Annotated in this window: 24 protein-coding genes and 2 pseudogenes; 11 read left to right on the top strand and 15 right to left on the bottom strand. The window is 58.6% G+C overall.

Going from position 1 to position 24,887, the window contains the following annotated elements; genetic code table 11:
- Positions 1 to 34 precede the first annotated feature (34 nt).
- The 3 genes and pseudogenes from LJD17_RS20095 to LJD17_RS20085 all read right to left on the bottom strand — a co-directional run.
- Positions 35 to 541 (bottom strand): aldolase/citrate lyase family protein, encoded by a 507-nt coding sequence (locus LJD17_RS20095; RefSeq protein ID WP_319799708.1) that lies wholly within the window; start codon positions 539 to 541, stop codon positions 35 to 37.
- A gap of 27 nt (positions 542 to 568) precedes the next feature.
- Complete coding sequence (locus tag LJD17_RS20090) at positions 569 to 787, bottom strand: hypothetical protein (RefSeq protein ID WP_227385981.1); 219 nt, start codon at positions 785 to 787, stop codon at positions 569 to 571.
- A gap of 41 nt (positions 788 to 828) precedes the next feature.
- A pseudogene (locus LJD17_RS20085) lies at positions 829 to 1,053 on the bottom strand (aspartate aminotransferase family protein); the annotation flags it as partial.
- A 259-nt stretch (positions 1,054 to 1,312) separates the two neighbouring features.
- On the opposite strand from LJD17_RS20085, the gene LJD17_RS20080 reads away from it, so the two are divergent.
- Positions 1,313 to 2,167, top strand: coding sequence for a DUF2189 domain-containing protein (locus tag LJD17_RS20080; RefSeq protein WP_227385980.1), 855 nt, complete (start codon positions 1,313 to 1,315; stop codon positions 2,165 to 2,167).
- Between the two features lie 21 nt (positions 2,168 to 2,188).
- On the opposite strand, the gene LJD17_RS20075 is transcribed toward LJD17_RS20080, so the two are convergent.
- The 6 genes from LJD17_RS20075 to LJD17_RS24420 all read right to left on the bottom strand — a co-directional run bounded on the left by LJD17_RS20075 (position 2,189) and on the right by LJD17_RS24420 (position 7,502).
- Positions 2,189 to 2,530: a cytochrome C oxidase subunit IV family protein gene (locus tag LJD17_RS20075; protein ID WP_227385979.1), complete on the bottom strand. Its 342-nt coding sequence runs from the start codon at positions 2,528 to 2,530 to the stop codon at positions 2,189 to 2,191.
- Positions 2,531 to 2,540: 10 nt separating this feature from the next.
- On the bottom strand, positions 2,541 to 3,263 hold the full coding sequence (locus LJD17_RS20070) for a heme-copper oxidase subunit III family protein (protein WP_227385978.1): 723 nt from the start codon (positions 3,261 to 3,263) through the stop codon (positions 2,541 to 2,543).
- 14 nt (positions 3,264 to 3,277) lie between these two features.
- Entirely contained in the window at positions 3,278 to 3,982 is a 705-nt protein-coding gene (locus LJD17_RS20065) for a cytochrome c oxidase subunit 3 (protein ID WP_227385977.1), read from the bottom strand.
- Complete coding sequence (ctaD, locus tag LJD17_RS20060) at positions 3,975 to 5,753, bottom strand: cytochrome c oxidase subunit I (RefSeq protein ID WP_227385976.1); 1,779 nt, start codon at positions 5,751 to 5,753, stop codon at positions 3,975 to 3,977. The genes LJD17_RS20065 and ctaD overlap by 8 nt, the downstream gene beginning before the upstream one ends.
- A gap of 52 nt (positions 5,754 to 5,805) precedes the next feature.
- Complete coding sequence (locus LJD17_RS20055; protein WP_227385975.1) at positions 5,806 to 6,612, bottom strand: cytochrome c oxidase subunit II; 807 nt, start codon at positions 6,610 to 6,612, stop codon at positions 5,806 to 5,808.
- A gap of 494 nt (positions 6,613 to 7,106) precedes the next feature.
- Positions 7,107 to 7,502, bottom strand: a complete 396-nt coding sequence (locus tag LJD17_RS24420; RefSeq protein WP_227385974.1) for a YcbK family protein — start codon at positions 7,500 to 7,502, stop codon at positions 7,107 to 7,109.
- On the opposite strand from LJD17_RS24420, the gene LJD17_RS20045 reads away from it, so the two are divergent.
- Both LJD17_RS20045 and LJD17_RS20040 read left to right on the top strand, forming a co-directional pair.
- Positions 7,486 to 7,947 carry a DUF1612 domain-containing protein gene (locus LJD17_RS20045; protein WP_227385973.1) on the top strand — a complete coding sequence of 154 codons (462 nt, stop codon included), beginning with the start codon at positions 7,486 to 7,488 and terminating at the stop codon, positions 7,945 to 7,947. The two genes, LJD17_RS24420 and LJD17_RS20045, sit on opposite strands and share 17 nt — an antisense overlap.
- A gap of 375 nt (positions 7,948 to 8,322) precedes the next feature.
- Complete coding sequence (locus LJD17_RS20040) at positions 8,323 to 11,676, top strand: adenylate/guanylate cyclase domain-containing protein (protein WP_227385972.1); 3,354 nt, start codon at positions 8,323 to 8,325, stop codon at positions 11,674 to 11,676.
- Between the two features lie 678 nt (positions 11,677 to 12,354).
- On the opposite strand, the gene LJD17_RS20035 is transcribed toward LJD17_RS20040, so the two are convergent.
- A complete protein-coding gene (locus LJD17_RS20035) occupies positions 12,355 to 13,566 on the bottom strand; it encodes an MFS transporter (RefSeq protein WP_227386021.1) in 1,212 nt (403 codons plus the stop codon).
- 161 nt (positions 13,567 to 13,727) lie between these two features.
- Between LJD17_RS20035 and LJD17_RS20030 the strand changes: the two genes are divergently transcribed.
- The gene (locus LJD17_RS20030) at positions 13,728 to 14,180 is read left to right on the top strand and encodes a winged helix-turn-helix transcriptional regulator (protein ID WP_227386020.1); all 453 of its coding nucleotides are present in this window, start codon (positions 13,728 to 13,730) and stop codon (positions 14,178 to 14,180) included.
- 193 nt (positions 14,181 to 14,373) lie between these two features.
- On the opposite strand, the pseudogene LJD17_RS20025 reads toward LJD17_RS20030, so the two are convergent.
- The 4 genes and pseudogenes from LJD17_RS20025 to LJD17_RS20010 form a co-directional block, all read right to left on the bottom strand.
- A pseudogene (locus LJD17_RS20025) lies at positions 14,374 to 14,562 on the bottom strand (IS6 family transposase); the annotation flags it as partial.
- A gap of 311 nt (positions 14,563 to 14,873) precedes the next feature.
- Entirely contained in the window at positions 14,874 to 15,383 is a 510-nt protein-coding gene (locus tag LJD17_RS20020) for an RNA polymerase sigma factor (RefSeq protein ID WP_227385971.1), read from the bottom strand.
- Between the two features lie 7 nt (positions 15,384 to 15,390).
- Positions 15,391 to 15,609 carry a YgaP family membrane protein gene (locus LJD17_RS20015; RefSeq protein ID WP_227385970.1) on the bottom strand — a complete coding sequence of 73 codons (219 nt, stop codon included), beginning with the start codon at positions 15,607 to 15,609 and terminating at the stop codon, positions 15,391 to 15,393.
- A 132-nt stretch (positions 15,610 to 15,741) separates the two neighbouring features.
- Positions 15,742 to 16,092, bottom strand: coding sequence for a carboxymuconolactone decarboxylase family protein (locus LJD17_RS20010; RefSeq protein WP_227385969.1), 351 nt, complete (start codon positions 16,090 to 16,092; stop codon positions 15,742 to 15,744).
- A gap of 881 nt (positions 16,093 to 16,973) precedes the next feature.
- Between LJD17_RS20010 and LJD17_RS20005 the strand changes: the two genes are divergently transcribed.
- The 6 genes from LJD17_RS20005 (at position 16,974) to LJD17_RS19975 (ending at position 22,711) form a co-directional block, all read left to right on the top strand.
- On the top strand, positions 16,974 to 18,032 hold the full coding sequence (locus LJD17_RS20005) for a LacI family DNA-binding transcriptional regulator (RefSeq protein WP_227385968.1): 1,059 nt from the start codon (positions 16,974 to 16,976) through the stop codon (positions 18,030 to 18,032).
- Positions 18,022 to 19,029 (top strand): ABC transporter substrate-binding protein, encoded by a 1,008-nt coding sequence (locus tag LJD17_RS20000; protein ID WP_227385967.1) that lies wholly within the window; start codon positions 18,022 to 18,024, stop codon positions 19,027 to 19,029. The genes LJD17_RS20005 and LJD17_RS20000 overlap by 11 nt, the downstream gene beginning before the upstream one ends.
- 80 nt (positions 19,030 to 19,109) lie before the next feature.
- Positions 19,110 to 19,925, top strand: coding sequence for an ABC transporter permease (locus tag LJD17_RS19995; protein ID WP_227385966.1), 816 nt, complete (start codon positions 19,110 to 19,112; stop codon positions 19,923 to 19,925).
- Positions 19,926 to 19,930: 5 nt separating this feature from the next.
- The gene (locus tag LJD17_RS19990) at positions 19,931 to 20,725 is read left to right on the top strand and encodes an ABC transporter permease (protein WP_227385965.1); all 795 of its coding nucleotides are present in this window, start codon (positions 19,931 to 19,933) and stop codon (positions 20,723 to 20,725) included.
- Positions 20,722 to 21,777 carry an ABC transporter ATP-binding protein gene (locus LJD17_RS24415; protein WP_406600854.1) on the top strand — a complete coding sequence of 352 codons (1,056 nt, stop codon included), beginning with the start codon at positions 20,722 to 20,724 and terminating at the stop codon, positions 21,775 to 21,777. Before LJD17_RS19990 ends, LJD17_RS24415 begins: the two co-directional genes overlap by 4 nt.
- A gap of 73 nt (positions 21,778 to 21,850) precedes the next feature.
- Complete coding sequence (locus LJD17_RS19975; protein ID WP_227385964.1) at positions 21,851 to 22,711, top strand: phosphodiesterase; 861 nt, start codon at positions 21,851 to 21,853, stop codon at positions 22,709 to 22,711.
- Positions 22,712 to 22,781: 70 nt separating this feature from the next.
- On the opposite strand, the gene LJD17_RS19970 is transcribed toward LJD17_RS19975, so the two are convergent.
- Complete coding sequence (locus tag LJD17_RS19970; protein ID WP_227385963.1) at positions 22,782 to 24,341, bottom strand: FAD-dependent oxidoreductase; 1,560 nt, start codon at positions 24,339 to 24,341, stop codon at positions 22,782 to 22,784.
- A gap of 43 nt (positions 24,342 to 24,384) precedes the next feature.
- On the opposite strand from LJD17_RS19970, the gene LJD17_RS19965 reads away from it, so the two are divergent.
- A complete protein-coding gene (locus LJD17_RS19965; RefSeq protein ID WP_227385962.1) occupies positions 24,385 to 24,861 on the top strand; it encodes a MarR family winged helix-turn-helix transcriptional regulator in 477 nt (158 codons plus the stop codon).
- Positions 24,862 to 24,887: the final 26 nt, after the last annotated feature.

Below are 24,887 nucleotides of genomic sequence, written 5' to 3'. Positions count from 1 at the left end.
CATGGAGTTCATGAGCCTTCGTGACGGGGCAAAATCAGTGCGCTGGCGAGAGAAGTTGAGCGGTGGTGTTGCAAGCGTCGCGAAAACCAAGCGCGATGGCGCCATGCTCCATGGTCAGCACAAGCGTATGGGCGTCGTTTTCGAGTGCGAACTGCTTTTCGGAGACACTCCAGGCGGGCAGCAACCAATGCTTGCCAGCGGCTTTCGCCGCATCCGCAATTGCTTTCAGATCGGCAAAATCTGTCTCGCCGCGTTTGTAGGTCCCGCGACCGCGCCGCAGGGAGAGATCGCTCGGGCCAATGAAGACCCCGTCCACGGTGTCGAGCGACAGGATTTGTTCGATTTCTCTCAAGGCGCCCGCATGTTCGATCATCGGGTAACATCTGGTCTTCCGGTCCTGGTCGATGAACCACTGATCATCCGGGCTGCCATAGGCCACAGTGCGGCCTCCGGCAAAACTGCGCTTCCCATGAGGCGGGAACTTCGCAAAGGCACATGTCTTTTCCGCATGGACAGCGTCCAGAATATGGGGAATGACCACGGCATCTGCACCGAAATCCAGTGCCTGCTAGGTGGGACCACACTCAGGCGCCAGCACCTTTGCCAGGACCTCCAGCCCCAAGCCCTTGAGAACCGGGATGAACCGCTCAAGTGTGCCGAGGTCAAAACTGCCGTGCTCGATATCCAGCACGACGGCGGTGTAACCGATGGAAGCAGCGATTTCTGCTGCGGCTATGTTGGGCCCAGAAAGCCAAACTGCCGATTTATGGCGGGAACTTGATGTCATGCTACGATATCCCTGATCTGGAAATGGAGAGGCTGGCGCATTTATCCGAGCACTTGTCTGATGGCGTCGGCGGTGACCGAGACAATCTCTTCGGCCTCTTCGCGTGTCAGGCACAGCGGGGGCGCAAAGCCGATAATGTCGCCCTGCGGCATGGCTCTTGCGATGACGCCGCGCTCCAGCATGGCTGCCACAATGGACGGGCCGATCTTGCGGGATGTGTCGAAGAAGCGGCGGTCGTCGCGGTCTTCCACGAGTTCCATGACTGCCCGAGTCCATGGAGCTCTCCCGACCAAAATAACGACTGATCATACCATAAATGCTGCACTGGTGGGCCAACGCAAGTTGCGACCGTGGGTTGGAACATTCATGCCGGGGCGACAAAAGCCGTGTTTAAGAGTATAATTATGCATTAGGTTGCGGTTACGCGTAACCATTCATGACGATGCGCGAAGACTGCAATCTCAACTGCCAAGGTTCAGTCCTGCAAGGTTTACCCTTGCAGGGTTCAGTCCTGGAGATGTGGATATGGCCCACTTTCATGTCGTTGCCGGCGCAAGCGAGATACCAGCTCATCCAGTCATCCGGAAGATCGGCCCTGCAGACTTGAAAGAGGCTTTGTCGAGAGGCTTCGATGACTTTTGGGCTATGCCGTCCCATCTGGTCTTCCTGGGACTGATTTATCCGATCCTCGGGGCATGTCTTGCCGCGCTCACCTTCACCAACAACGCCCTGCCGCTTCTCTATCCTCTAGCGACGGGCTTCGCACTGGTTGGGCCTCTCGCAGGCGTCGGCCTTTACGAGATCAGTCGGCGGCGGGAACTTGGCTTGCCCACATCCTGGGGAGATGCTTTCGAGGTGCTTAAATCTCCCTCCCTCCCTTCCATCATTGCCCTGGGAGTCTTGCTGATGATGATCTTTCTTGCGTGGCTGACGAGTGCACGCATGCTATATGAATCTCTCTTTGGCTATGCAGCGCCCACCTCCTATCCGCAGTTCATTGATCATGTCCTCGCAAGTCCAGAAGGTATGAGACTGATCGTCTGGGGCAATCTGCTGGGCTTCGCCTTTGCGGTCGTCGTTTTGAGCATCAGCGTGATTTCTTTTCCGCTTCTTCTGGATCGTGATGTCGGCATCGCGGTTGCGGTTTATGCCTCGGTCAAGGCGGTCGTGCTCAATCCGCTCACCATGGCGCTCTGGGGCTTGATCGTCGCGGCAGCGCTTTTCGTGGGCTCCATTCCGCTGTTCGTGGGGCTTGCTATCGTGATGCCGGTGCTGGGGCACGCAACCTGGCATCTCTACCGCCGGGTGGTGGAGCCGCATTCGGACGACGAGGCCCATCCGGCGGATAGGTCCTTCCAGAGCTCGGTCGATCACGGTTGAGGATCCTAGTCGGTCTATTGGCTAGTGGCCGGATGCAAAGAACGTGACCCGTGACAGAAGCGTGTGGTCTGATTCGAGCACCATGATCGCCACAAACACCAGGATAGCGCTCATAGGCACCAGAATGGCATAGACGAGGGACAGGCGCTCCCACGCCATGTGCATGAACACAGCGACGATGAGACCCGCTTTAAGCAGCATGAACAGGATGATAAGAGAATATCTGAGAGCACCTTCGAGTTGGAAGTAATCGACCAGATATGACCCGGTGCTCAGGATGAACAGCCAGGCCCAGACTATGAGATAGAGTTTGAGCGGATGCTGCTGGCCCTGAGCAGATGAGTGCGCTGTTGCCTGTGCCATGACTGGCTCCCTACCAGAGATAGAGGAAGGCGAAGATGAAGACCCAGACCAGATCGACGAAGTGCCAGTAGAGGCCCATGATCTCAACGGCCTCGTAACGGCCCGTACGACTGGTGAAGAAGCCACGCCGTCCTCGATCGAAATCACCACGCCAGACTTTCCGCGCGATTATGAGAAGGAAGACGACGCCGAAGGTTACATGTGTGCCATGAAAGCCTGTGATCATGAAGAAGCTGGAACCGAACTGCGCGGCACCCCAAGGGTTGGCCCAGGGGCGCACTCCTTCATGGATCAGTTTGCTCCACTCGAAAGCCTGCATGCCGAGGAAGGTAGCGCCGAGAAGTGCCGTGAGGAGCATGAAGGTCGCTGTCTTCCGGCGATCGTGGCGATAACCCCAGTTCACCGCCATCGCCATCGTACCGCTGCTGCTGATCAGAACGAATGTCATGATCGCAATCAGGATCAGAGGCAACGACCTGCCTCCGACGGTCAGGGCGAAGACCTCGCTGGAATTCGGCCATGGCACGGTCGTGGACATTCTGGCCGTCATGTAGGAGATCAGGAAGCAGCTGAAGACGAAGGTGTCACTGAGCAGAAAGATCCACATCATCGCCTTGCCCCAGGACACATTCTTGAACACGCTCCGGTCTGAGGAAAAATCGGCCGTGATGCTGTGCGGTCTGGGCTCGCCGACAGGGGCTGTGTCAAGATTGGAAAAGGCTTGCTCCGCCATAACCAGGATTCCTCTCAAGTCAGCAGCTGTCGGCAAATATCAAGTGCAATCCCTACCCAAGCGGTTAGGACGCTGAGCAGAATGAACCAGACTATGAGCAGGAAATGCCAGTATGTCGCGCATAGTCCCACACTGAGCCGTACGCGTTCCGGCTGAGCACCACGCCACGCCAGGGCAATGGTCCTGCTCAAGGCCACGAGGCCGCCTAGAAGATGCAGACCATGAATTCCAGTCAGCATATAGAAGAAGGCATTAGCTGCGTTGGATGTAAGAAAATATCCATCCGCTGTTAGCTGCCGCCAAGCCAATAGCTGCCCGGACAGGAAGGCCAGGGCCGCAACGCCAGCGGCAAAGAGGCCGACCATTAGCGCATCTTCTTCTGCCTTACGGGCTGCGTTCCACGCACTTTGCAGCGCAGCACTGCTCAAGATCAACATTCCGGTGTTCAACCATAAGACCTTCGGCAGAGGGACATCGCGCCAATCCGATACCTGCATCCGTATCGCATAAGCGCTAATGAGGAGAGCAAACAGGGAGCCCACGACGGCAAGGAATACGCCGAGCCCCATCCTTGCTGCAGATGACGTGAAATCTCTGGGGAATGGCGCCTCGGCGACAACGCCTTGTTCCAGCCAAGGCTTTGACATGAGCCCTTGACGCGAAAGCCACCATATTCCGATGGCAAGAAGCGCTGCCAGGAAAATAAGGCTGCTACCCATGAGCCTCCCCCGATACAGCCTGTGCGCTCGGCTGGTTTTGCGGCAGGAAATCCTCTGCAGCACCCGGTACGCTATAATCGTAAGCCCAGCGATAGACGATAGGAGGGGCTTTGCCCCAATTGCCATGAGAAGGTGGTGTTTCGGGCGTCTGCCATTCCAGGGTCGTGGCTCGCCAGGGATTGCTCCCGGCCACTTTTCCATGGCGCAGACTCCAGAACAGGTTGAAGACGAAAGTTAGCTGGGTCGCACCGACGACCAGCGCCACGATAGTGATGAAGGCATTGAGGGTGTGGGCTGACGGGGGAACAAAGCTCATTTCTCCCATTTCGTAATAACGGCGCGGCACGCCCATCAGGCCGAGATAGTGCATGGGAAAGAAGATCGCGTAGGCGCCCAGGAATGTAACCCAGAAATGGAGTTTGCCGAGCGTGTCGTTCAGCATGCGCCCGGTCACCTTCGGATACCAGTGGTAGATCGCACCGAAGATCACGAGGATTGGTGCAACACCCATAACCATATGAAAATGCGCCACGACGAACATCGTGTCGGAGAGCGGAACATCGACAACCACATTGCCGAGAAAAAGGCCCGTGAGCCCGCCATTCACAAAAGTCACAATAAAGGCGAGCGCGAAGAGCATGGGAACGGTGAGATGGATATTCCCGCGCCAGAGAGTCAGGATCCAGTTATAGACCTTGATCGCAGTAGGGATGGCGATAATGAGCGTTGTCGTGGCAAAGAAGAACCCAAAATAGGGATTCATGCCGCTCACATACATGTGGTGCGCCCAGACCACGAAGCTGAGGGCTCCGATCGCCAAAAGTGCCCAGACCATCATGCGGTAACCAAAAATGTTGCGTCGCGCATGGGTGCTGATCAGATCGGAGACTATGCCGAAAGCGGGCAGGGCGACAATATATACCTCCGGATGGCCGAAGAACCAGAACAGATGCTGGAAGAGCAGAGGGCTTCCTCCGCTGCGCTCCAGAGGTTGCCCCATCTCGACAATTGCCGGCAAGAAGAAGCTCGTGCCGAATATCCTGTCGAACATCATCATCACGCAACCGACGAACAGGGCCGGGAAGGCGAGAAGCGCCATGAAGCTGGCTGTGAAAATCCCCCAGACGGTCAGAGGCATGCGCATAAGCGTCATGCCACGCGCCCGCGCCTGCAGTACCGTCACCACATAATTCAAGCCACCCATAGTGAATCCGATGATGAAAACCATCAACGAGGCGAGCATCAAGACAATGCCCCACTCCTGTCCGCCCGGCGTTCCCGACAGGATGGCTTGCGGAGGATAGAGCGTCCAGCCTGCACCGGTCGGGCCGCCCGGCGCGAAGAAGCTGGCGATCAGGATCAGAACGGCCAACAAATAAACCCAAAAGCTCAGCATGTTGACATAAGGAAAGACCATGTCGCGCGCGCCGACCATCAGGGGGATAAGGTAGTTGCCGAAACCTCCCAGGAAGAGAGCGGTCAGCACATAGACCACCATCATCATCCCATGCATGGTGATGAACTGGTAATAGGCATTGGCATCAATGAACGAGAATACGCCGGGAAAACCCAGCTGCAAGCGCATCAGCCATGACAGCACTAGAGCGATCAGGCCGACCGACAGGGCCGTAAGAGAGTATTGGATGGCGATGACCTTCGCATCTTGAGCGAACACGTATTTCGTGATCCAGCTATGAGGATGGTAGAGCTCGACATCCTCGATATCTGCTCCGGGTACCGGGCCGACATGACCAAGTGGGACATCAACCATCAGGATGTTCTCCCTGACCGATTCCTCTGCCCCTTGTCTATCGATGACTTGCTTATTGGGCCGTGGGCGTGAGGCGCGCGAAAGTTCGCGATGCCTGAGCCTGAAGCCATGCTTGATAGTCTTTTTGTTCCTGAACGATCACTGTTCCCCGCATCTGCGGATGGCCGACACCGCAGAGTTCTGCGCAGAGGATCTCGAAGGTTCCGGTTCGCGTCGGTGTGAACCAGATGTAGGATATCTGGCCCGGCACCAGATCCATCTTGGCCCGCATCTCCGGGATATAGAAATCATGAATGACATCGGCAGAGCGCAGAAGCGCCTTGATGGGCCTGCCCACGGGCAAGCGTAACTCGCCGCCCTCGATGACGATGTCGTCCTGGCTGTTCGGATCCTCACGGCTGATTCCTAGAGCATTGTCCGGACCGACGAGGCGTATATCGGACGCTCCGAGCTTGCCGTCAGGGCCGGGCAGTCTGAAGCTCCATTGCCATTGCTGGCCAAGGATCTCTACATCGGTGGCGTCCTGTGGAACTGTGATGAACTGCCTCCAGACGAAGAGACCTGGTGTCAGCATGGCCGCAACGCCGATGCCTGTGACAAGAGTCAACCACAGCTCCAGTCGCTTGCTTTCCGGTTCGTAGTGCGCCTGCCGGCCTGGCTGGTGGCGGAAGCGATAAACGCAATAGGCCATGAAGAGCACAACGGCGACGAAGACCGCCCCAGTGATCCAGAAGGTGATGACGATCGTGGAGTCGATATACGCCCAGTTGGATGCAATAGGCGTCCACCACCAAGGGCTCAGAAGATGGAACGCTACCGACCCGACGACGATCAGAACCAGTATGAGTGCTACGGCCATCCTTGTTCATCCTCGCCCCAAAAGGCCGCTGGCATGAAACAGAAGGCGATAACTTCTTGGCTAAAGCAATCTCATAACTAGATCCGAAACTGCCTTAGTCGACCCGATAGATTGCACGCAACGCTGTGCTCTCAAATGAAACTATCATGTGTTTCACTCGAACAAGATCGATTACTCAACTCACATAAAATTATACCTAGCGGTTGAGTTGGTCAATGAGTGCTAAGCCGCTCCTTGAACACACAAAGGGGATACACATTTTTCAATATTTGATAGATACTGCTCAGGTTACCTATTCCTCGCCCCTCTTGGCCGGTAGGCATTTGGCTGTCAGTTCGTCACACTATATGCGCGAGAGACAGATGACCTCCTTGAGAGGCGATGATGTTCCAGAGCATAAAGTCAGTCGAACTTTGTGTTGCCGTCATAAAAATCCGATTTGGTCTCACTTTATGCGCTCATGGTCTCAGCTTATGCGCGGCCTGACACGTAGGCTATCCTAGCCAGTTTCTGATAGGCCCTGTGTCTATATGACTAAACCTCGTATATTTTCCCAGACCGCCAATGCCAAGCGATTGGACATACTCGGCTATATCCTCCGCTGACGTGTCCTTAACAACAATGTCACACGCTTGCGAGTGCATATGAAGCGAGTTGATCGCAGCTCCTTCCGCCCGAAGCAATTCATTCGGCTCGCCGCTTGCGCGCCCCCATCGATCGGATCGCGTGCCGGATCCGGAACCGCGTTCACAGGCAGCGATCACAGAGCAGCGAACAAACCTGATCGGCCTCTCGCTTTGAAGGGCAAAGAAGGTCGCTTTTCGACACCCAACGTGACGAACCTCAAAGTTAAAGGCAAAGTGCTCGCCGGCCTTGGCCGCCGCGGCCATGGCGTGGACCGCTTGGCTGGATCTCAACCTCTACACCCGCCTGCCGTGGCTCGGCTTGATCATGGCCGCGGCGATCCTGCGGGCGAGAGGACTGACCCTCCATCTGCTGCCGCTCGCCGCCGGCTTCAAGCAATCCAAGTTCCGGCCGCAGGGGAGGGAAGGGGCTCTCGACAAACTCGAGGGCTTCTGCACGGTCGCGGAAGAAGCACTGGCGATCGGCAACAAGGATCTCGGCCGCCTCATCCTGGCCCGCGAGCTGATGCAGCGGGTGACCAAGGACTGCCGCTCGAACTCCAGGCTGCCGGAGCTGGTCGACCTGTTTCTGTCGCGTCCCCTGGTGACAGTACCCCTCGGCGCCAAGCTGCTGAAGGTCACGCCCAAGGCCGTCGACCTGATGCTGGCCCAGCTCGGCCGCACCCGCTACCGCGCCTGGGGCATCGTCTGAGGGTTATCGTCCAAGAGAGGTCATTGCAGCCCATAAGGAGGGGGGCAGGTCGTCATCATTGAGCGGACCGTCAGATGCTTCCGCTCTACGTCTCAGTTTGACCCAAGCCGGACATTGAGCACTTGCATGAAGCGCCAAGTCTCTCTGCGAAGGCGGAGGTGGAGAGCCAAGCATCAGCTCTCGGCGACGTTTTAGCGCGTTGAAGTTGCCATTCAAACCATTCCGCGCATCTCAGACTTGGTGTGACAACGCCTTGAAGGCCGCATACAATTCCGGGCTCGGTTCGCCGAGGCCAGAACGTACTATCTGATGTAATGGCCTGAGTTAGTTCCAAACTTGTCTTCTTGTCGCCTTCGAGTTGCACAGGAGGGCACGATGGATTTCGAGGCGTGGCTGCAGAACCTGGGTCTTGATCGATATATTCAGATATTTCGCAGCCATGACATCGATGCTGATGCCTTACTCGACCTGACCGAGGCCGACCTCGCGGAGCTCGGCGTTTCTCTCGGCCACCGCAAGAGGCTTCTTCGAGCAATCGCCGCATTTAAGTCTCCACAACACCTGGAAACACCAAGTGCCGCCAAGCCAAGCATCCCACGATCAAGGCGGATAGAAGCAGAGCGCCGCCATCTGACCATCCTGTTTTGCGATCTCGTCGGCTCGACCGCGCTGGCAAGCCGCTTGGACCCCGAAGACATGCGCGACGTGCTCCGAGCATACCAGCAGGTCGCTGCAGACAAGATTAGAGGTTTCGAGGGGCACGTAGCCAAATACATGGGCGATGGGATCCTCGCATATTACGGGTGGCCCTGCGCTCACGAGGATGACGCCGAGCGGGCTGTACGCGCCAGCCTCGCGCTCGTGGCTGCGATCGGCGGGCTGACGGCCCCCGATGGCTCCCGGCTTGCCTGCCGAATCGGCATCGCTACCGGACCGGTGATCATTGGTGATCGGGTCGGCGAAGGGGCCGCACAGGAAGAGGCAGTGATTGGCGAAGCGCCTAATCTGGCGGCGCGTCTGCAGGCCCTTGCGGCTCCCGGTGAGATCATCGTCGGCGCAGCGACGCGGCAGCTTCTCGGTGGGCTGTTCGAACTCCACAACGCTGGCAGGCACGAGCTCAAAGGGTTCGCGCTTCCTGTCCCGGCTTGGCGCGTTCTCGGGGAAGGCACTGCAACAAGTCGGTTTGCAGCTCACGCGGCAGGCCACCCGACACCGCTGGTCGGGCGCAAGCGGGAGCTGAGGCGGTTATGCCGTCTCTGGACACAGGCTAAGGCCGGCACCGGCCGGCTTGCCCTGATTGGCGGCGAGCCGGGCATCGGAAAATCGCGCCTGACGCAGGCCCTGCAGGATCGCTTAGCGCAGGAGTCCCACATCTGCTTGAGCTACCAGTGCTCGCCCTTTCATCAACAGAGCGTCCTGCATCCAGTGACGGCGCTATTCGTCCGGCTTGCGGGTTTCAGTCCGAGCGACCCTCCCGAAGTCAAGTTGGACAAGCTCGAACGTATGCTGGCCTGTTCCAAAGGCCAAACTGCAGCGGGCGCTCCCCTGCTGGCCGCTCTGCTTTCCCTACCAACAGATGGGCGCTATCCGCCGTTGAAATCGAGCCCGCAGAGGCAAAAGGAGGCGACACTTGAGGCCCTTGTGGAGCATCTCGCCAGGCTTGCAGCTGTTCGGCCTGTCCTGATGATTGTCGAAGACATTCACTGGGCCGACCCTACGACCCTGGAGTTTCTGGGCCGCGTGGTTCGGCGTCTGCCCGCGCTCCCTGTCCTTGCAGTATACACATTCCGCCCAGAGTTCGTGCCGCCGTGGGGCCGCTCTGACCGAGCGGCAATGCTGGTCCTGAAGCGCCTCAGTCCAATGGAAGGACGTATGCTCGTGGCTCACCTTGCCCATGGCCAGGACCTTCCCGCCCGGACGCTGGAACAGATTGTCGCTAAGACCGACGGGGTGCCGCTGTTTGCCGAGGAGCTGACCATGGCCGTCCTAGAGGCTCACCTTATGGAGCCGACGGCTAGCAGCGCACGGGTGTCCGATCCAGTTCTTGTCCTGCCGGACACCCTCCAGGATTCCTTGATGGCTCGCCTCGATCGCTTGGCGGGCGTCAGGGAGACCGCTCAGATCAGCGCCGTCATCGGGCGGGAATTCTCCTATGGGCTTCTGGCCGCCGTAGTCGGACGCAATGAGGAAGAGCTACAGAGCGCTCTGGCCCGGCTGGTGGCAGCGGAGATCCTGTTCGTGCATGGTCACCCGCCGGACGCGATCTACACGTTCAAGCACGCCCTGGTGCGCGATGCGGCCTACGCTACATTGCTGCGAGCTCGGTGCCGTCAACTTCATGCCCGGGTGGCGCGAGTGCTGGAGAAGCGCTTCCCTAGGCTCGCCGAGAGGGAGCCGGAAATGGTGGCCCAGCATTACGAAGCCGCGGGCTTGGCAATGCAAGCTATCACTTATTGGCAGCGCGCGGGCGAGTTTGCCAACAACCGCTCGGCAAATCAGGAGGCCGAGATCCACCTTCGGAAGGCTCTTAGTCTTGTTGACCGGCTTCCTGCCGAGGCAGGACGCACGCAGGCGGAGCTTCGTGTGCTGACGGTGCTCGGTCGGGTCCTGATTGCCCGGAGTGGTTATTCCAGCCCAGAGGTCAAGAAAGTCTACTCCCGCGCGAGACAGCTCTGTGAGACAGTCGAGCGGCAGGCGGATGCGTTTCCGGTTCTGCTGGGCCTGACGATCTACGCGGCGGTCCGCGTCGACCTCGACTCAGGGCTTGCGTTGAGCCAGCGACTCCTGGAGCTGGCTGGGCGCGCGCGGGATTCCGTCCTAAGAGTTGAAGCGCATTACTCTGCTGGCATCACGCATCACTGGCGCGGCGAGTTCACCGAAGCGCGCCGGCACCTGATGGCGGCGGTCCGAATGTACCGGATCGAGCAGCACAGAGCCCATCTGGCCCTCTATGGGCAGGATCCCGGTCCAATTTGCCTCTGTCGCGACGCCGCAGTGCTGTGGCTTCTCGGCTACCCTAATCAGGCAGAGGCCCGAATGAGGGATGCGCTCGCTCTGGCGGAACAGCTTGGCCACCCGTTCAGTCAAGCCTATGTTCTGACCTGGTCCGCGTGGCTCAGGATCATACAGCGCGACGCGGCCGGGGCAGAAAAGGCGATCGACCACGCGCTCCGGTTTGCTTGGGAACAGCATTATCCCTATTGGACCGCAATGGCGACGGCACAGGAAGGCTGGCTTTTGGCCCAGCAGGGGCACCCCGCCGAGGCTATTGTCCGGATCAATGAGGGTTTGGCGCGCATGGACGCCATCGGCACGCGGGTGACACATGCCTATGCGAGGGGCCTACTCGGCGAGGCGCTCGCGGGGACCGGCAGAGTCTCCGACGGTGTGCGCCTCGTTAATCAGGCCATCGCCGACGTCCGGCAGTGCCATGAGGGATGGTGCGAAGCCGAGTTGCTCCACCTCCGTGGCCTGGTCCTGCGGGCCGCCGACCCGACCGCGCGCCGTACCGCTGAAAGATCCCTGCTGCTCGCGATTGAAAAGGCTCGGGAGCAGAGGGCGAAAGCATGGGAGTTGCGCGCCGCCGCCAGCCTTGCCCGGATTTGGAGTGATCAGGGTCGGCGCATCGAAGCCCGCGATCTTCTTGCTCCCGTCTGCAACTGGTTTACGGAGGGATTCGACACCGCCGACCTGCGAGATGCCCGATTCCTGCTCGACGCACTCGCATGATGCTTCCATCAGGCAGCATGCTCGACCGTGACCCGAGATCGTGATGGGATGCACGAGGCAATATTGGTCGCCTGGGTCTGTCCGGCTCGTTGTAGAGCAATCCCTGATCCGGGAACGCGAGACGCTAGACAAGCCGTCCCGTTCGAATTGTCGGCTAGACCCGCACCATCTGACGCACCACGTTCTTCAGCGTGTTATCCGCCGTCTCGAAAAAACCAGAGGATGTTCCTTGCGGCCTGACGGATTCGCTGCTCGTTCTCGAAAGGCGATGCAAACATAGTCGGGGCCAGCGCAAGATCTGTTCCTGATTGCCACTTTGCCCCTCAAGGGGAGATGAGAACCTCAACACCATCAATGGCAATCCTTTATCGCTCGAAGTGAGACAGCGTTTCCAGGGGCGTGCGGCTGGCTGCGATGGCGATGGAACGGGACCTGACAGAGCTCGCCACGGTCGCCTTGCTCCCGACCGATCACCAGCAAGCCCGCTTGCTCGCCACGGTCGATCGGATCGCGTGCCGGATCCGGCACCGCGTTCACAGGCAGGGCTCAAAGAACAGCGAACAAACCTGATCGGCATCTCGCCTTGAAGGGCAAAGAAGGCCGCTTTTCGACACCCAATGCGACAAAGCTCAAAACTAAGGGCAAAGTGACAGTAGGTCATGGGCGATAAGCCGGCCTTCAGACGTTCCCACCATACGGCTCAGTCTGGCCCCAAGCCGACTTGCCAAGTCCGGATTGCTCTTGAGAAGATCGGTTCAAGACCCAAATGAACAGGGCAACCGCGCTGAACACGGCGCCAAGCCCGCAGACGCCATTCCATCCGGCTTGATCGTAGGTCATGGTCGCGCCGATGGCGCCAATGGCACTGCCGACCGAATAGAACACCATATAGCCGCCGACGAGCCGGCTGCTGGCGTTCGGGTAGCGGGCCAGGATGATGCTCTGGTTGGTGACGTGGACGGCCTGTACCGCAAGGTCGAGCAGGATCACACCGGCGAGTAGAAACGGGACTGAGCGCGGAAGGAAGGCGATAAGCCCCCATGATGCCGCAAGAAGCGTGAGCGACAACCCTGTCGTCCATTGACCGAGCCCTCGGTCGGCAAGCCGGCCAGCTCCCGACGCCGCCAGGGCGCCCGCTATCCCAACGAGGCCGAACAGGCCGATCTGCGCATGGGAATAGGAGAAAGGTTCCTGGCTCAGCGGCAGCACCAGCGCCGTCCAGAAGGTGCTGAAGGCCGCGAAGATCAAAAGCGCCAGAAGGCCGCGAACGAGGAGAACTCGGTCGCGCAGAAACAGGGTGGGACTTGATCGGAGCGCAATTCCATAGCTCTCGCGGCTTGCCGGAGGGAGCCCTCGCGGCAGAACCCGCAGAAGCAGGCCGGCCATGCAGAGCGTCAGGACGGCGGAGGTCAGGTAAACAGCCCGCCAGCCGCCGAGATCGGCGAGAACCCCTGCGGCGAACCGGGCTCCCAGAATGCCGATCACCACACCACTCGTTACGGTTCCGACCGCCTTCCCACGCCCACTCGGTGTTGCCAGCGTCGCGGCAAAGGCCACCAGCACCTGGACCACCACTGCCAGGAGGCCGATCACCGCCATGCCGGCGAAAACGATCGAAGCCGTTGCGGCCGTCGCCACAAGGATGAGCGCGAGCGCCGACAAAGAGGCTTGACCGACGATGAGGCGACGCCGGTCGACGAGGTCGCCGAGCGGCACGATGAAGACCAGCCCCAGCGCGTAGCCGACTTGCGTCAGCGTGACGACGAGGCCGGTGGCAGCGGGCGCGATCCCTAAGTCTTGTGCCATCGCGTCGAGAAGGGGTTGGGCATAATAGATGTTTGCGACGCTGAGCCCCGCCGCGACGGCAAAGAGCAATGTGGTGGCTCGCATCAGACGGCCGCCGATCTGATGATGATTTTCGCTTCTGATATCCTTCGGCACGATCACTCCCCATGAAAAGTAAGTCAGTTCTATCTTGAGACCACTTGCGCCGCGGCAGATCTAGTTCTAAAATAGAACCAGATTGTACGTGTCAGAGAGGCGGTTTCGTGATGGTCAAACGGGTCAGCTTCGGCCATGCACCGTGCCCAGTGGCTCGTGCGCTGGACGTAATCGGCGACTGGTGGTCGCTTTTGATCATCCGCGACGCCTTCGACGGCGTGCGGCGCTTCAGCGAATTCGAGGCCAGTCTCGGCATCGCCAAGGGGATCCTGGCGTCCCGCCTGCGCAACCTGACGGAGCACGGCATCCTAGAAACCGCCCCCGCTTCCGACCGCAGCGCCTATCGGGAATATCTGCTGACCGAGAAGGGGCGCGGTTTATTTCTCGTCATTGTCGCACTTCGGCAATGGGGCGAAGACCATCTTTATCGCCCCGGCGAGCCCCGGTCCTCGCTCATCAACACCGAAACGAACGAGCCCATTTCCCGCCTAGAACTGCGTACCGGCGACGGTCTCCCGCTCAGCTGGGCGGGAACGCGGGTGAAGAAGGTGGACGCTGCCTGAATGACGGCCTGCGCAGAAGGATAACAACGATGCAAGAACTCGACCTGCTTGCGGACGCGGATGCGCGGGCCTGAACCTATCTGGCGATGCTGGACACGCGCCCACCCTTTCCAGACAAGGCCGCGCGACGGCCTCGCTGCCTTTGCCGAGCGCCTTCTCGAGCACGGTCATATGGGCCTGACCGCTTTCCCTGATACTGGCGTACCCTTTTCTCGATCTCTGGGGCGCAACGTCGGACCCAACGGAAGATGGCGCCCGGGTCAACGGCGACGCCACGCTCCTTCATCATCTCGGCCGGATCACAGTAGCCGATGCCATACTTGCAGTACCAGCGGACGCACAGAAGGATGATCTCGACCGGAAAATGACGGCGCTTGAAGATCGACGACAGGACGGCTCCTATGAACCGTCCTTCGTTATATGGTCGGGGCTAATGCAACGGTGGCGGACCGGATTGCGCAGCGGTAAGGCGGGCCTTTCGATGCTGGATGGTGCCAAAGAGGCCAGTAAGCCAACACATCGGGCATCCTCGCAGCAGGAGGATAGCGCCCACAAGCGGGGCAACTGCAACAGCAATGGCGGGTAGGTTTGAAAAGGATAGCAGCCAAAGGGAAAGCACGATCAGCGCCACCGCGCCTGCGCCCCGCGCGATGTGCTCGGTCAAGGTCCTGCTTGAGAAGATGGGCAATTCGCTCATTGAAGAAGGTACTCCCTGAGTAGGATGCGGGCGCGATGGAGACGCGCTTTCACGGCCTCGCGGGTCTCGCCGAGAGCATGGCCAATTTCGTTGATCGTCCGTTGCTCGACGTCGCGCATCAGAACAATGACACGATAGTGTTCTGGTAGTGATTGAATGGCCTTCGCTATATCAAGGCGCAGTTCGGCGTCTGATTGGACCAGTACTGCCTTTTCGTCAGCGACCCCATCGCTGGATATGAGACCGAGGTTGCGGGTCAGGCGCAGGCATTCGCGGCGAACGACCGCAAACAGCCAGGCCGAGAAGGACGCGGCAGCTCGCAATGTGCCGACGCGCCGGTACAGCACCCACAAGGTTTCCTGCACTGCATCGTCCACGTCGGCCGCGCGGCATGTAGAACGAGCGTACCGACGAATATCCGGCTGAGCCGTTTCCAGCAGCTTGAGCAAGGCCGCGTGATCGCCAGCGATGGCGGAGTGCACCAGGGGTGAAGAGAAGACGGTCATGGCGCGACTAGTCCCGCGATGCTTGTTCAACGGGCCGGCGACCAATCATCGCGCAGGCGGGGCAGAAGCCGAAAATTCCCGTCACTGCGAACATGACGCCGCAAGCTGCAACGGCATAGCCCACCACGGAGCCGGGCCACATCCAAATGCCTCCCGCGGCGGCCGCCAGCCCGACGATAACCCGTAGCACCTGCTCCCAGGAGTAGAGATTCTTCCGATAGATCACGACGCCACCTTTCTCACGTCTGTTTATCCTCATCGCTGTAGAGAGTGGTGAAAGATCCAAAACGGTTCGCGGCGACGGAAATTTTTTCTGCCGGTCCGTGCCGCTTTACGCCTTGGACCGTTGGCTTGCCCGCTAGGATTCCTTTTTGGCGTCGGTCTGCTGATCAAAGAGCCGCAGCGCAAGGAACGCATGCGCGAGCGATCCACCGGCTCTCACCGCGCCTGCGATCATTGCCATTTCAGCCAGTTCCTCCTGTGTCACCCTGGCCTTGGCGGCAGCGCGGGTGTGAACGTCCAAGCAATAGGCGCACTGCGTCGTCAGCGCGACAGCGAGGGAAATCAATTCACGGTACTTTCGAGGAATTGACCCGTCTTCACGTTCGCAGGCATGGTTAAAAACAAGAAATGCTTTTGCTTCCACTGGTGCGAGGGCAACGAGTTTCTCCACGTATTTGAGATCATCAGGCTTTTGATAGTCGGTCATTGCTCACCTATCCGATGTTTGGGCTCTCACCTAGGGTCAGATATAAAGTCCAGGCCAGACGCCCCACGCTCTTAGAGGGGCATTAAGCGGAAAGAGGTTCGTGGGAGGATGCATTTTTTGCTTGCTATGTTTCGTGCGTCCAAGCGCCCGACTGGCGCTGCCGCGCCAGCCCAAACCTCGGCCAGCAAGCCGCATTAGGTGCGAAGCGTCAGATACACACATCAACGCTCTGGCTACGCTGCATCGTGGCAATCGCATCTCGCAATTGCTCTACCGTCGCAGAATCGAAGCGGGACCGGGCAAACTCGATTCCCTGTTGCGCCCGGTCGATGAAGCTTTTCGCGAAGCCCACGGGTCTACTTCTGGGCTCACGTTCCTGCTCCGTACTCTGTTAGCGCCCCAAAGGGCACAGCTCTTGTTCCGGTCCCTCTCTCGTGAAAACATGGATCTACGGAATATTCACCTTTAAGAAGCAAGGTGCGGGCAGGGCGTGTTGCGTACCAGCCCTTCATCGACTCTCCCAGTCGGATAGCTCCGGCCGCGCAGCGCTCAGGCGCGCGGCTGGAGCTATACTATCTGCCGTCAGAGCGGCGGAAACCTCACTCCTTGGCTGGGACGTTTATATCCCGAAGCTGATCTTCATCATGGATGTCACGCATTAACTCAATCGCTTCCTTGGCAAGGAATTCCACTTTGGTGCCTCAACACAGGATTGCAGGCACTCTTCTGCTGAGGGGCGAGACTCCAATGAAAGAGCTATGATAGCCCTGCAGGATGAGGCCGGAACAGTTCTTGTTCTGAGTCCTAATTATACGAATGGCCTATATGCATTATTGGGAACGTTCCCATAAACAGTGGGAACGTTCCCAGTGGATTGCCAGATGGCTGCTACGATCATTGATGTCGCTAATCGTGCCGGGTGCTCGAAATCGACCGTGAGTCGGTTCCTGAACGGTTCTACAGTCATCGCGGAGGGCACTCGCGCTCGGATTGCTCAGGCTATCGACGAGATGGGTTTTCGACCAAGCGAGATTGGCCGCAGTCTCAAACGCCGGCTAACTCAAACCGTTGGGGTCCTTGTCCCGAGTCTCACCAATCCCGTGTTCGCGTCGTCGGTTGCTGGTATCCAAGCTCAAGCCCGAAGTGCAGGGCGCAGCATCATCCTAGCGACAAGTGACTACGATCCAGACATTGAAAAAGAGGCTGTCGCTAACCTTCTAGGCCACAATGTCTCGGGCCTTATACTGACTCTGTGCAATGGAGTGTCATCAGCTGCCCTGGACCTCATCGAGAGCGCGGGTTGCCCGTTTGTCCTGCTCTTCAATGATGCGGTTGGCTCGAATGGTCCTGCAATCAGTGTCGATAATGAAGGCTCGGCGCGAGAACTGACCGAGGCCGTCATATCGGCTGGGCATCGCCGCATCGCTTTTGTCGCCGCCCACTTCGCTTCATCGGATCGTTCGCGGCTGCGCTACTGTGGATATACGACGGCACTTGAAGCTGCCGCTCTCCCGGTTCTTCCGCCTCTGGAAGTCCATTTTGAAGGCGGGGACACAAGTGCTGTCATAGCGGAGCTATTCACTCAGCCCGATCCGCCCACAGCTCTCCTCTGCTCGACGGACATTCTTGCCCTTACTGCCATGGCAACGCTTCGCGACCTAGGTCTCACAGTTCCTAATGACGTTTCCGTTGCTGGTTTCGACGGGATCGGCCTAGGTGCCATGCTGTCTCCGCCTCTCGCGACCGTCGCCCAACCCACATGGGATATGGGCTTCGAGGCTATGCGCCTCCTTTCTGAGCAATTGGCTGGACGAATGATCTCTGCACCGGCCTATCTGCCCCACGCACTCCGGCTTGGCGGCACCCTCGCAGTTCCAAAAAGATCGATTGCCACGTCGATGAACAACAACAAAGCAGGAAGGAAATCCGATGAACTTTAAGTTAGCTGCCCTTTCGACAACACTCCTGTTAGGCCTATCCGTGATAAGCTCGGCTAAAGCTGCCGACGCAATTTGCTACAACTGTCCGCCGCAATGGGCCGACTGGGGCAACATGCTTAAGACCATCAAGTCCGACCTCGGCTTAGACGTGCCGCTCGATAACAAGAACTCTGGTCAGGCATTGTCCCAATTGATTGCTGAAAAAGCGAATCCTGTGGCGGACTTTGGCTACTTTGGTGTGACGTTCGGCATCAAGGCCAAGTCCGATGGCGTCACCCAGGCTTACAAGCCGAAGGGCTTTGACGACATTGATGCCGGCCTAAAGGACCCCGAGGGCCATTGGGTGTCGATCCACTCAGGCACGTTCGGGTTATTCGTTAACAAGGATGCCCTTGGAGGCGCCCCTGTCCCAGCATGCTGGGCTGATCTGCAGAAGCCTGAGTATAAGGGAATGGTCGCGTATCTTGACCCAGCGACCGCCTTCGTCGGTTATGTTGGCGCAGTCGCCATCAACCAAGCGCTCGGTGGAAGTTTAGACAACTTCGATCCTGCCATCGGCTATTTCAAAAAGCTTCTTGAGAACGACCCGATAGTTCCCAAACAAACATCGTATGCCCGCGTTGTATCCGGTGAGATACCGATCTTGCTCGACTACGACTTCAACGCGTACCGGGCCAAGTATACCGAGAGTGGCAATTTCGAATTCGTGATCCCTTGCGAGGGTACTGTCACCGTGCCTTATGTGGTCAGCCTGGTCAAAAATGCCCCACATGAAAATAACGCCAAAAAGATCATCGACTTCTTGCTCTCTGACAAAGGACAGACAATTTGGGCCAACGCGTACCTGAGGCCTGTGCGTAACGTCCCCTTGCCCTCCGAGGTCAAATCCCGCTACCTGCCGGATTCCGAGTATTCCAGGGCTAAGCCAGTAGACTACGGCAAAATGGAAGCCGTTCAAAAAAGCTTCTCTGATCGATATCTCGACGCCGTAAGATAGGCCGCCTCTGGTGTGCCGTTGTGAAACGACGGCACACCACATCCTGACGTATCCATCTCTCTAAAACCGGAAGCTCTAGAATGTCACGGACCTCTTTCGTGGGCCTGTGTTTGCTCCCGCTCCTGATCACCGTTGGATTGTTCTTTGTCCTTCCGGTCTTTCAGCTGCTGATCGTGGGTGCGAACAGCCCATCCGGCCTCTCCGCATATAGCGCGATCGTGACAGAACCTCGCTACAGACAAAGCCTTATTGCCACGCTCGTCCTTTCTGTTGCTACTACTCTGGTGACCGTGGCTGTAGCTACGATCGCGGGTCTGTTCCTTCAGCGGAACGTGTTTCCTGGACGAGCAATCCTCATTTCAATCCTAACATTGCCCCTGGCGTTTCCTGGCGTCGTGGTAGGCTTTATGATCATCATTCTTGGAGGGCGACAGGGTATTGTTGGCGACCTTTCTCGTGCAATGACAGGTCAGAAAGTTATTTTCGCCTACTCGATCGCTGGCTTGTTCCTGGGATATCTCTACTTCTCGATCCCCCGTGTCATCCTCACGATTATGGCTTCCATCGAGAAGCTCGACCCGCAGCTCGAAGAGGCGGCTCGTTCGCTCGGCGCAGGAACGTGGGCCGTTCATCGGGACGTGGTCCTTCCCGCACTCGTCCCAGCCTTCATCGCATCAGGAGCGATCTGTTTTGCCACAGCAATGGGAGCATTCGGCACAGCCTTCACGTTGGCAGCCAGGATCGATGTTCTTGCCATGGTGATCTACACGGAATTCACACTCAACGCCAATATCGCGATGGCCGCGAGCTTATCAGTTGGTCTCGGTCTGATCACGTGGATCGCGTTAGCCCTGGCCCGCTCTCTGGCCGGATCTTCAGTCGCGGCAGCAGGGTGATAGTCATGCCCCGTAAACTATCCTTCACCCTTCAGTTCAGCTTTACCATCCTCGTGGCCCTCTTCCTGATCTTACCTGCCATCATGTCCATGCTAGCAGGCATCACGACAAATTATGCCAGAGGGGTCTCGTCCGGGCTCACAGCTAGCTGGATCATAGAAGTCTGGAACCTTTACGCCGACACGATCGTGCGCTCGCTTGTGCTCGCATTCACAACGCTTGTGTGTACGCTTCTCGTCGGCGTGCCCGCCGCATACGCCCTCCACACCATAGGTGGGCGCATCGCTCGGCTGATCGAGGAAGTCATCACGTTACCATTGGCCATTCCCGGCCTCGCTATCGCGCTGGCGCTGATCATAACCTATGGCGGGTCAGGTTCCTTCCGGCAATCTTCAGCGTTCATTCTTGTTGGACATGTCGTCTTTACAATGCCCTTCATGGTCCGTTCCGTCATGGCGGTTCTTGGATCGATCGACGTCAGCACCCTCGAGGAAGGCGCTGCCAGCCTCGGAGCTTCCCGGTGGCAGCGCTTCATCACCGTTGTCGTGCCCAACGTGAGGCCAGGAATCCTCGCGGGCTCGTTGATGGTCGTGACGCTATCCTTAGGGGAGTTCAACCTCACCTGGATGCTTCACACCCCTCTGACGAAGACCCTGCCGGTCGGCCTTGCGGACAGCTATGCCTCTATGAGGCTTGAGATCGCGAGCGCATACACACTCGTCTTTTTTGTTATGATCGTCCCGCTCCTTGTCGCGATGCAGATTATGGGTCAGAAGCAATCCCGGAGTTCCAAGTCATGAAGAAGCACGTTGAGGGTGCTGCTATTCGCCTCGAAAATTGCAGCAAGACCTATGGTTCTTCCGCACGGGCCCTTGAACCGGTCACGCTGAACATCGCACGCGGCGAAACTGTCGTCCTCCTGGGGCCATCCGGCTGTGGCAAGACAACGACGCTCCGAATGATCGCGGGCTTGGTTGCCCCTGACAAGGGTGGACGGATCCTGTTTGATGATCAGGACGTGACAGATCAGCCAATTGAAAAGCGCAATGTAGGAATGGTGTTCCAATCCTATGCGCTTTTCCCCAATATGACCGTAGCCGAGAATGTCGGATACGGGCTGAAGATTCGGGGTGTCCCACGGGCCGACGTTAAGATCCGAGTCAACGAAATGCTTGCGATGGCAGGCCTTGAAACTTTCGCCAATCGCAGCATAGATCAGCTCTCAGGTGGGCAACGCCAGCGGGTTGCCCTCGCTCGTGCGGTTGCCGCCCGGCCTCGTGTCCTGCTGCTTGACGAGCCCTTAACGGCGCTTGACGCAGCCCTTCGAGAGCGTTTGAGAACCGATCTGGATAGACTTCTCCGGTCCCTCGGTATTACCGCGATCTACGTGACTCATGACCAGCAGGAGGCAATGGCTCTTGGAGATCGAATTGTTGTCATGTCCAACGGCTCCATCGCACAGATCGGACGCCCGAATGAAATCTACTTCCAGCCAGCCAACCGCTTCGTCGCCGAGTTTGTAGGGGCGGCCAATATCGTTGAGGCGTCGCTTAAAGACGGGTTCCTGGAATTGCCTGGTGGCCGAGTTCAGGTGGGATCTGAAGCATCCTCTCGCCGGGAAGCTATCGCGATGGTGCGACCCGAAGCCATCTCTGTCGTCCCCCCTGAGCAGTCGAGCTGGATCGGCCGAGTCGAGTCAACGAGCTTTTTAGGGGATCGGGTGCGCATCTCTGTGGGCGAGGCGGCTTCGACACCTATCATTATCGATGCTCCAAACTCACTCTCGGTTGAAATCGGAGATCGGGTCGGGCTTGTCATTCCACCATCCTCCGTCCGACTGCTTCCTGCTTAGAGGCTTTTTGTCTTGCTGCGCTGTGTCGACGAGACGAGCCGCCTATTCCTTAAACCTGCCAGAAGTTATCTCCATGGATCAAAATTCAGTCCCGACTGTCATTGCTCAGATCTCTGATCTTCACATCAAGCCGGGAGGAGCAGCCGCATACGGGGTGGTAGACACAGCCGCATATCTCCGCTCTTGCGTCGCCTTCCTTAACGAGTATCCTATCCGCCCCGATGCCATCGTTATTTCTGGAGATCTCGTCGACGTCGGATCCGACGAGGAATACGCATTTCTCCGCAATATCCTTAAGCCGCTCCAGATTCCATTCTATGTTATCCCGGGCAACCATGATGAGAGGGATTCGCTGAGGCGGTCGTTTCCAGATCATTCTTACCTGAGTGCACATGGGCCGTTGAATGCTCTCGTCAGAGTCCGTGACGTCGACCTCATACTTCTCGACTCCAGCGTGCCGGGTAAGCCTCACGGTTTTCTTGAGAAGGAAAGCCTTGAATTTCTGGATACGTCGCTCGCCTCCCAACGAGGTCGCCCGGCACTTGTGTTCTTACACCATCCACCATTTCTGACCGGCATCCGGCATATGGACTGTCAAAATCTGCTTAATGCGGACGAGTTGGCCATCATCCTTCGACAGCATCAACGCACGAAGATAATAGCAGCCGGCCATGTGCACCGGACAGCGCTGACCTTATTCGCAGGCATCCCCGCCACGATCTGTCCAAGCCCCGCTCATGCGGTTGCCCTCGACATCACTCCTGAGGGACCCTCTGCCTTCAAAATTGAGCCCCCGGGCATGCACCTCCACATCTGGACACCAGCCTCCAAGTCCTCACCGGTCCACTCAGGTGAGCTCGTAACCCACCTTGTGCCAATAGGCGATTTTCCCGGACCCTACCCGTTCTTCGACGAAAACGGCAATCTTCTCTGACGTTCGACATTATGTAGCGATTACGCCCTGTGAGGCTCGGCTATGTCCACTAGGTCCCAGCGGCATGAGACTAGGTCCGCGAAGTCCGCTCCGCAGGCACCGTCAGGTCAATCAGTGGATGACCGGATACCAATCCAGCTGACCGCAAGTAGTCCTCCAACCTCTGAATGTCGCGCGACGATACGATCGCGCCGACATAGCCATCAGGACGCACGAGCACCCAGTCGCCGGGCGAGACTGCATAAGCCTTCCGGACATGGCCGCCGTCATCGACGACGTCGCCACGCGGACCGATGGTGTGAATGCGAAGCCCTCCGCGGGGCGCGACCACGTTGCGCTCGACCTCGAAGCCGAGCAGGGTCCAGTGCGTCCCCTTGAACAACTCGAAGAGACGGGTGGACTGGCCACCGGCGCCGCGGATCGGCGCATCGGGCGCACGCTCACCTGCGAGCAGGCCGTGAACCCGCTCCGGCGCTTCGAAAGCGAGCGACGACTTTGAGTAGGCAAGGTCGAGCTGCTGGACTTCGCGGCCCCGCCGCACCTCGCCCTGCTTGAGAGCCTCGAGCAGTTTGGTGGAAAGGCCTAGCACGCTGGCTGCGATCGGGCGACGCTCCTCCTCGTAGGTCTCAAGCAGCGTATCTGGTGCGCCGCGGAGAACCGCCGCCAGCTTCCAGCCGAGATTGTAGGCGTCCTGTACGCTCGTGTTGAGACCTTGCCCGCCGGTCGGCGGATGAATGTGCGCGGCATCGCCTGCCAGGAGCACGCGCCCAGCGCGGTAGGAATCGGCGAGACGCGCGTTCATGGTGTAGGCCGATGCCCAGGATACGGATTGAATACAAATGTCATCACGCCCCGTGCGATCGGCCACCATTCCGTTAAGCCCTGCGGCCGAGAGGTCGACGTCGCCGTCGAATGGGATCGGCGCCTGCAGCTGGAACAGCGCAGTTCCGGCGAGCGGACACAGCGAGATCTGCCGCTCCATTGAATCCTGGTTGAAGCGGTGCCATGCATCGCGCCCTAGGCCCGTCAGCGCGACATCCGCCACCAGGGCCCGGATGCCGAGCGTCTTGCCTGGAAAGTCGATGCCAAGCGCGTGACGCACGAAACTGCGACCCCCATCCGCACCCACGAGATAACGGGCACGGAAACAGCGGGTGAAATCGGCCCCTTGGCGGGTTTTGCCCCCAAGCCACACGGTAACACCGGCCTCGTCCTGCTCGAAACCGACCAACTCGCAGCCGAACTCGACACAATGCCCGAATTCGGCAAGGCGCTCGCGCATGACGGTTTCGGTCAGGAACTGCGGCACCATTAATGGGATGTGATAGGGCTCCGCAGGGCTGGGGTCCAGGGGCGCCACGGCGGACTCGGAGAAGCTACCGTCCCCGCAATATTGCCGCTGCAAGGGATACAGGCCCCCGACGGCTACGATCCGGTCGATGATACCAAGATCCTCGAAGATCTCCTGCGTTCGTGGTTGGATGCCCTTGCCGCGTGAGCCCTGGAAGGGTTCGTTCATCTTCTCGATCAGGCGGAAGGATATGCCGCGTCGCGCCAAATCGATTGCGAGCGTGAGGCCCGCCGCGCCGGCCCCGCAAATCAGCACGTCGGCTGTACGATACTCTGTCATTTTTATCTCCATATGTGTATCATGCACATAAATGGAGGATGGCATGCCGTCAACAAATAAAGTGCAAAATACACATATCTCGGCGCAGATCAGGACTTTGCATGGGGCATTGATCGATATCGTCAGCGTCATGAACCGCCCGGATCGCGACGAGGCTCTGATCCAGGCGGCAGGCATCCGGCTCGACCGAGCGCTCTTTCCGTTGCTCATCGGAATCGAGCGGCGAGGCCCGATCGGCGTCGTGGAATTAGCCGATGGCGTCGGGCGCGACTACACCACTGTCAGCCGCCAAGTCGCGAAGCTTGAGAGCCTCGGCCTCGTTGAACGCCGGGGAAGTGCTGCGGACCGGCGGGTGCGCGAAGCTGTCGTGACTCAGACGGGGAAAGCGATGACGGATCTCATTGACGCAGCACGCGACAAGATGGGTCGTGCCATCTTCGAGACGTGGGATCGGCATGACATCGATGAACTGGTGCGCCTGATGCGCAAGTTCGCGGACGCTATCAAGGGTGCCCCCTGAAGACCACATCAAACACGAAATCTTGC

It is taken from the genome of Microvirga rosea, from assembly GCF_020595095.1.
Taxonomy (GTDB): domain Bacteria; phylum Pseudomonadota; class Alphaproteobacteria; order Rhizobiales; family Beijerinckiaceae; genus Microvirga; species Microvirga rosea.
Note: the sequence above shows the minus strand (reverse complement) of the source record. Positions and strands in the feature narration are given on the sequence as shown.

Bases quoted from the DNA above. Each gene is read 5' to 3' on its own strand.
- LJD17_RS20090 (WP_227385981.1), bottom strand. From the start codon at position 787: ATGACATCAAGTTCCCGCCATAAATCGGCAGTTTGGCTTTCTGGGCCC.
- LJD17_RS20080 (WP_227385980.1), top strand. From the start codon at position 1,313: ATGGCCCACTTTCATGTCGTTGCCGGCGCAAGCGAGATACCAGCTCAT.
- LJD17_RS20075 (WP_227385979.1), bottom strand. From the start codon at position 2,530: ATGGCACAGGCAACAGCGCACTCATCTGCTCAGGGCCAGCAGCATCCG.
- LJD17_RS20070 (WP_227385978.1), bottom strand. From the start codon at position 3,263: ATGGCGGAGCAAGCCTTTTCCAATCTTGACACAGCCCCTGTCGGCGAG.
- LJD17_RS20065 (WP_227385977.1), bottom strand. From the start codon at position 3,982: ATGGGTAGCAGCCTTATTTTCCTGGCAGCGCTTCTTGCCATCGGAATA.
- ctaD (WP_227385976.1), bottom strand. From the start codon at position 5,753: ATGGTTGATGTCCCACTTGGTCATGTCGGCCCGGTACCCGGAGCAGAT.
- LJD17_RS20055 (WP_227385975.1), bottom strand. From the start codon at position 6,612: ATGGCCGTAGCACTCATACTGGTTCTGATCGTCGTCGGGTCGGTAGCG.
- LJD17_RS24420 (WP_227385974.1), bottom strand. From the start codon at position 7,502: ATGGCCGCGGCGGCCAAGGCCGGCGAGCACTTTGCCTTTAACTTTGAG.
- LJD17_RS20040 (WP_227385972.1), top strand. From the start codon at position 8,323: ATGGATTTCGAGGCGTGGCTGCAGAACCTGGGTCTTGATCGATATATT.
- LJD17_RS20035 (WP_227386021.1), bottom strand. From the start codon at position 13,566: ATGCGAGCCACCACATTGCTCTTTGCCGTCGCGGCGGGGCTCAGCGTC.
- LJD17_RS20030 (WP_227386020.1), top strand. From the start codon at position 13,728: ATGGTCAAACGGGTCAGCTTCGGCCATGCACCGTGCCCAGTGGCTCGT.
- LJD17_RS20020 (WP_227385971.1), bottom strand. From the start codon at position 15,383: ATGACCGTCTTCTCTTCACCCCTGGTGCACTCCGCCATCGCTGGCGAT.
- LJD17_RS20010 (WP_227385969.1), bottom strand. From the start codon at position 16,092: ATGACCGACTATCAAAAGCCTGATGATCTCAAATACGTGGAGAAACTC.
- LJD17_RS20005 (WP_227385968.1), top strand. From the start codon at position 16,974: ATGGCTGCTACGATCATTGATGTCGCTAATCGTGCCGGGTGCTCGAAA.
- LJD17_RS20000 (WP_227385967.1), top strand. From the start codon at position 18,022: ATGAACTTTAAGTTAGCTGCCCTTTCGACAACACTCCTGTTAGGCCTA.
- LJD17_RS19995 (WP_227385966.1), top strand. From the start codon at position 19,110: ATGTCACGGACCTCTTTCGTGGGCCTGTGTTTGCTCCCGCTCCTGATC.
- LJD17_RS19990 (WP_227385965.1), top strand. From the start codon at position 19,931: ATGCCCCGTAAACTATCCTTCACCCTTCAGTTCAGCTTTACCATCCTC.
- LJD17_RS24415 (WP_406600854.1), top strand. From the start codon at position 20,722: ATGAAGAAGCACGTTGAGGGTGCTGCTATTCGCCTCGAAAATTGCAGC.
- LJD17_RS19975 (WP_227385964.1), top strand. From the start codon at position 21,851: ATGGATCAAAATTCAGTCCCGACTGTCATTGCTCAGATCTCTGATCTT.
- LJD17_RS19970 (WP_227385963.1), bottom strand. From the start codon at position 24,341: ATGACAGAGTATCGTACAGCCGACGTGCTGATTTGCGGGGCCGGCGCG.
- LJD17_RS19965 (WP_227385962.1), top strand. From the start codon at position 24,385: ATGCCGTCAACAAATAAAGTGCAAAATACACATATCTCGGCGCAGATC.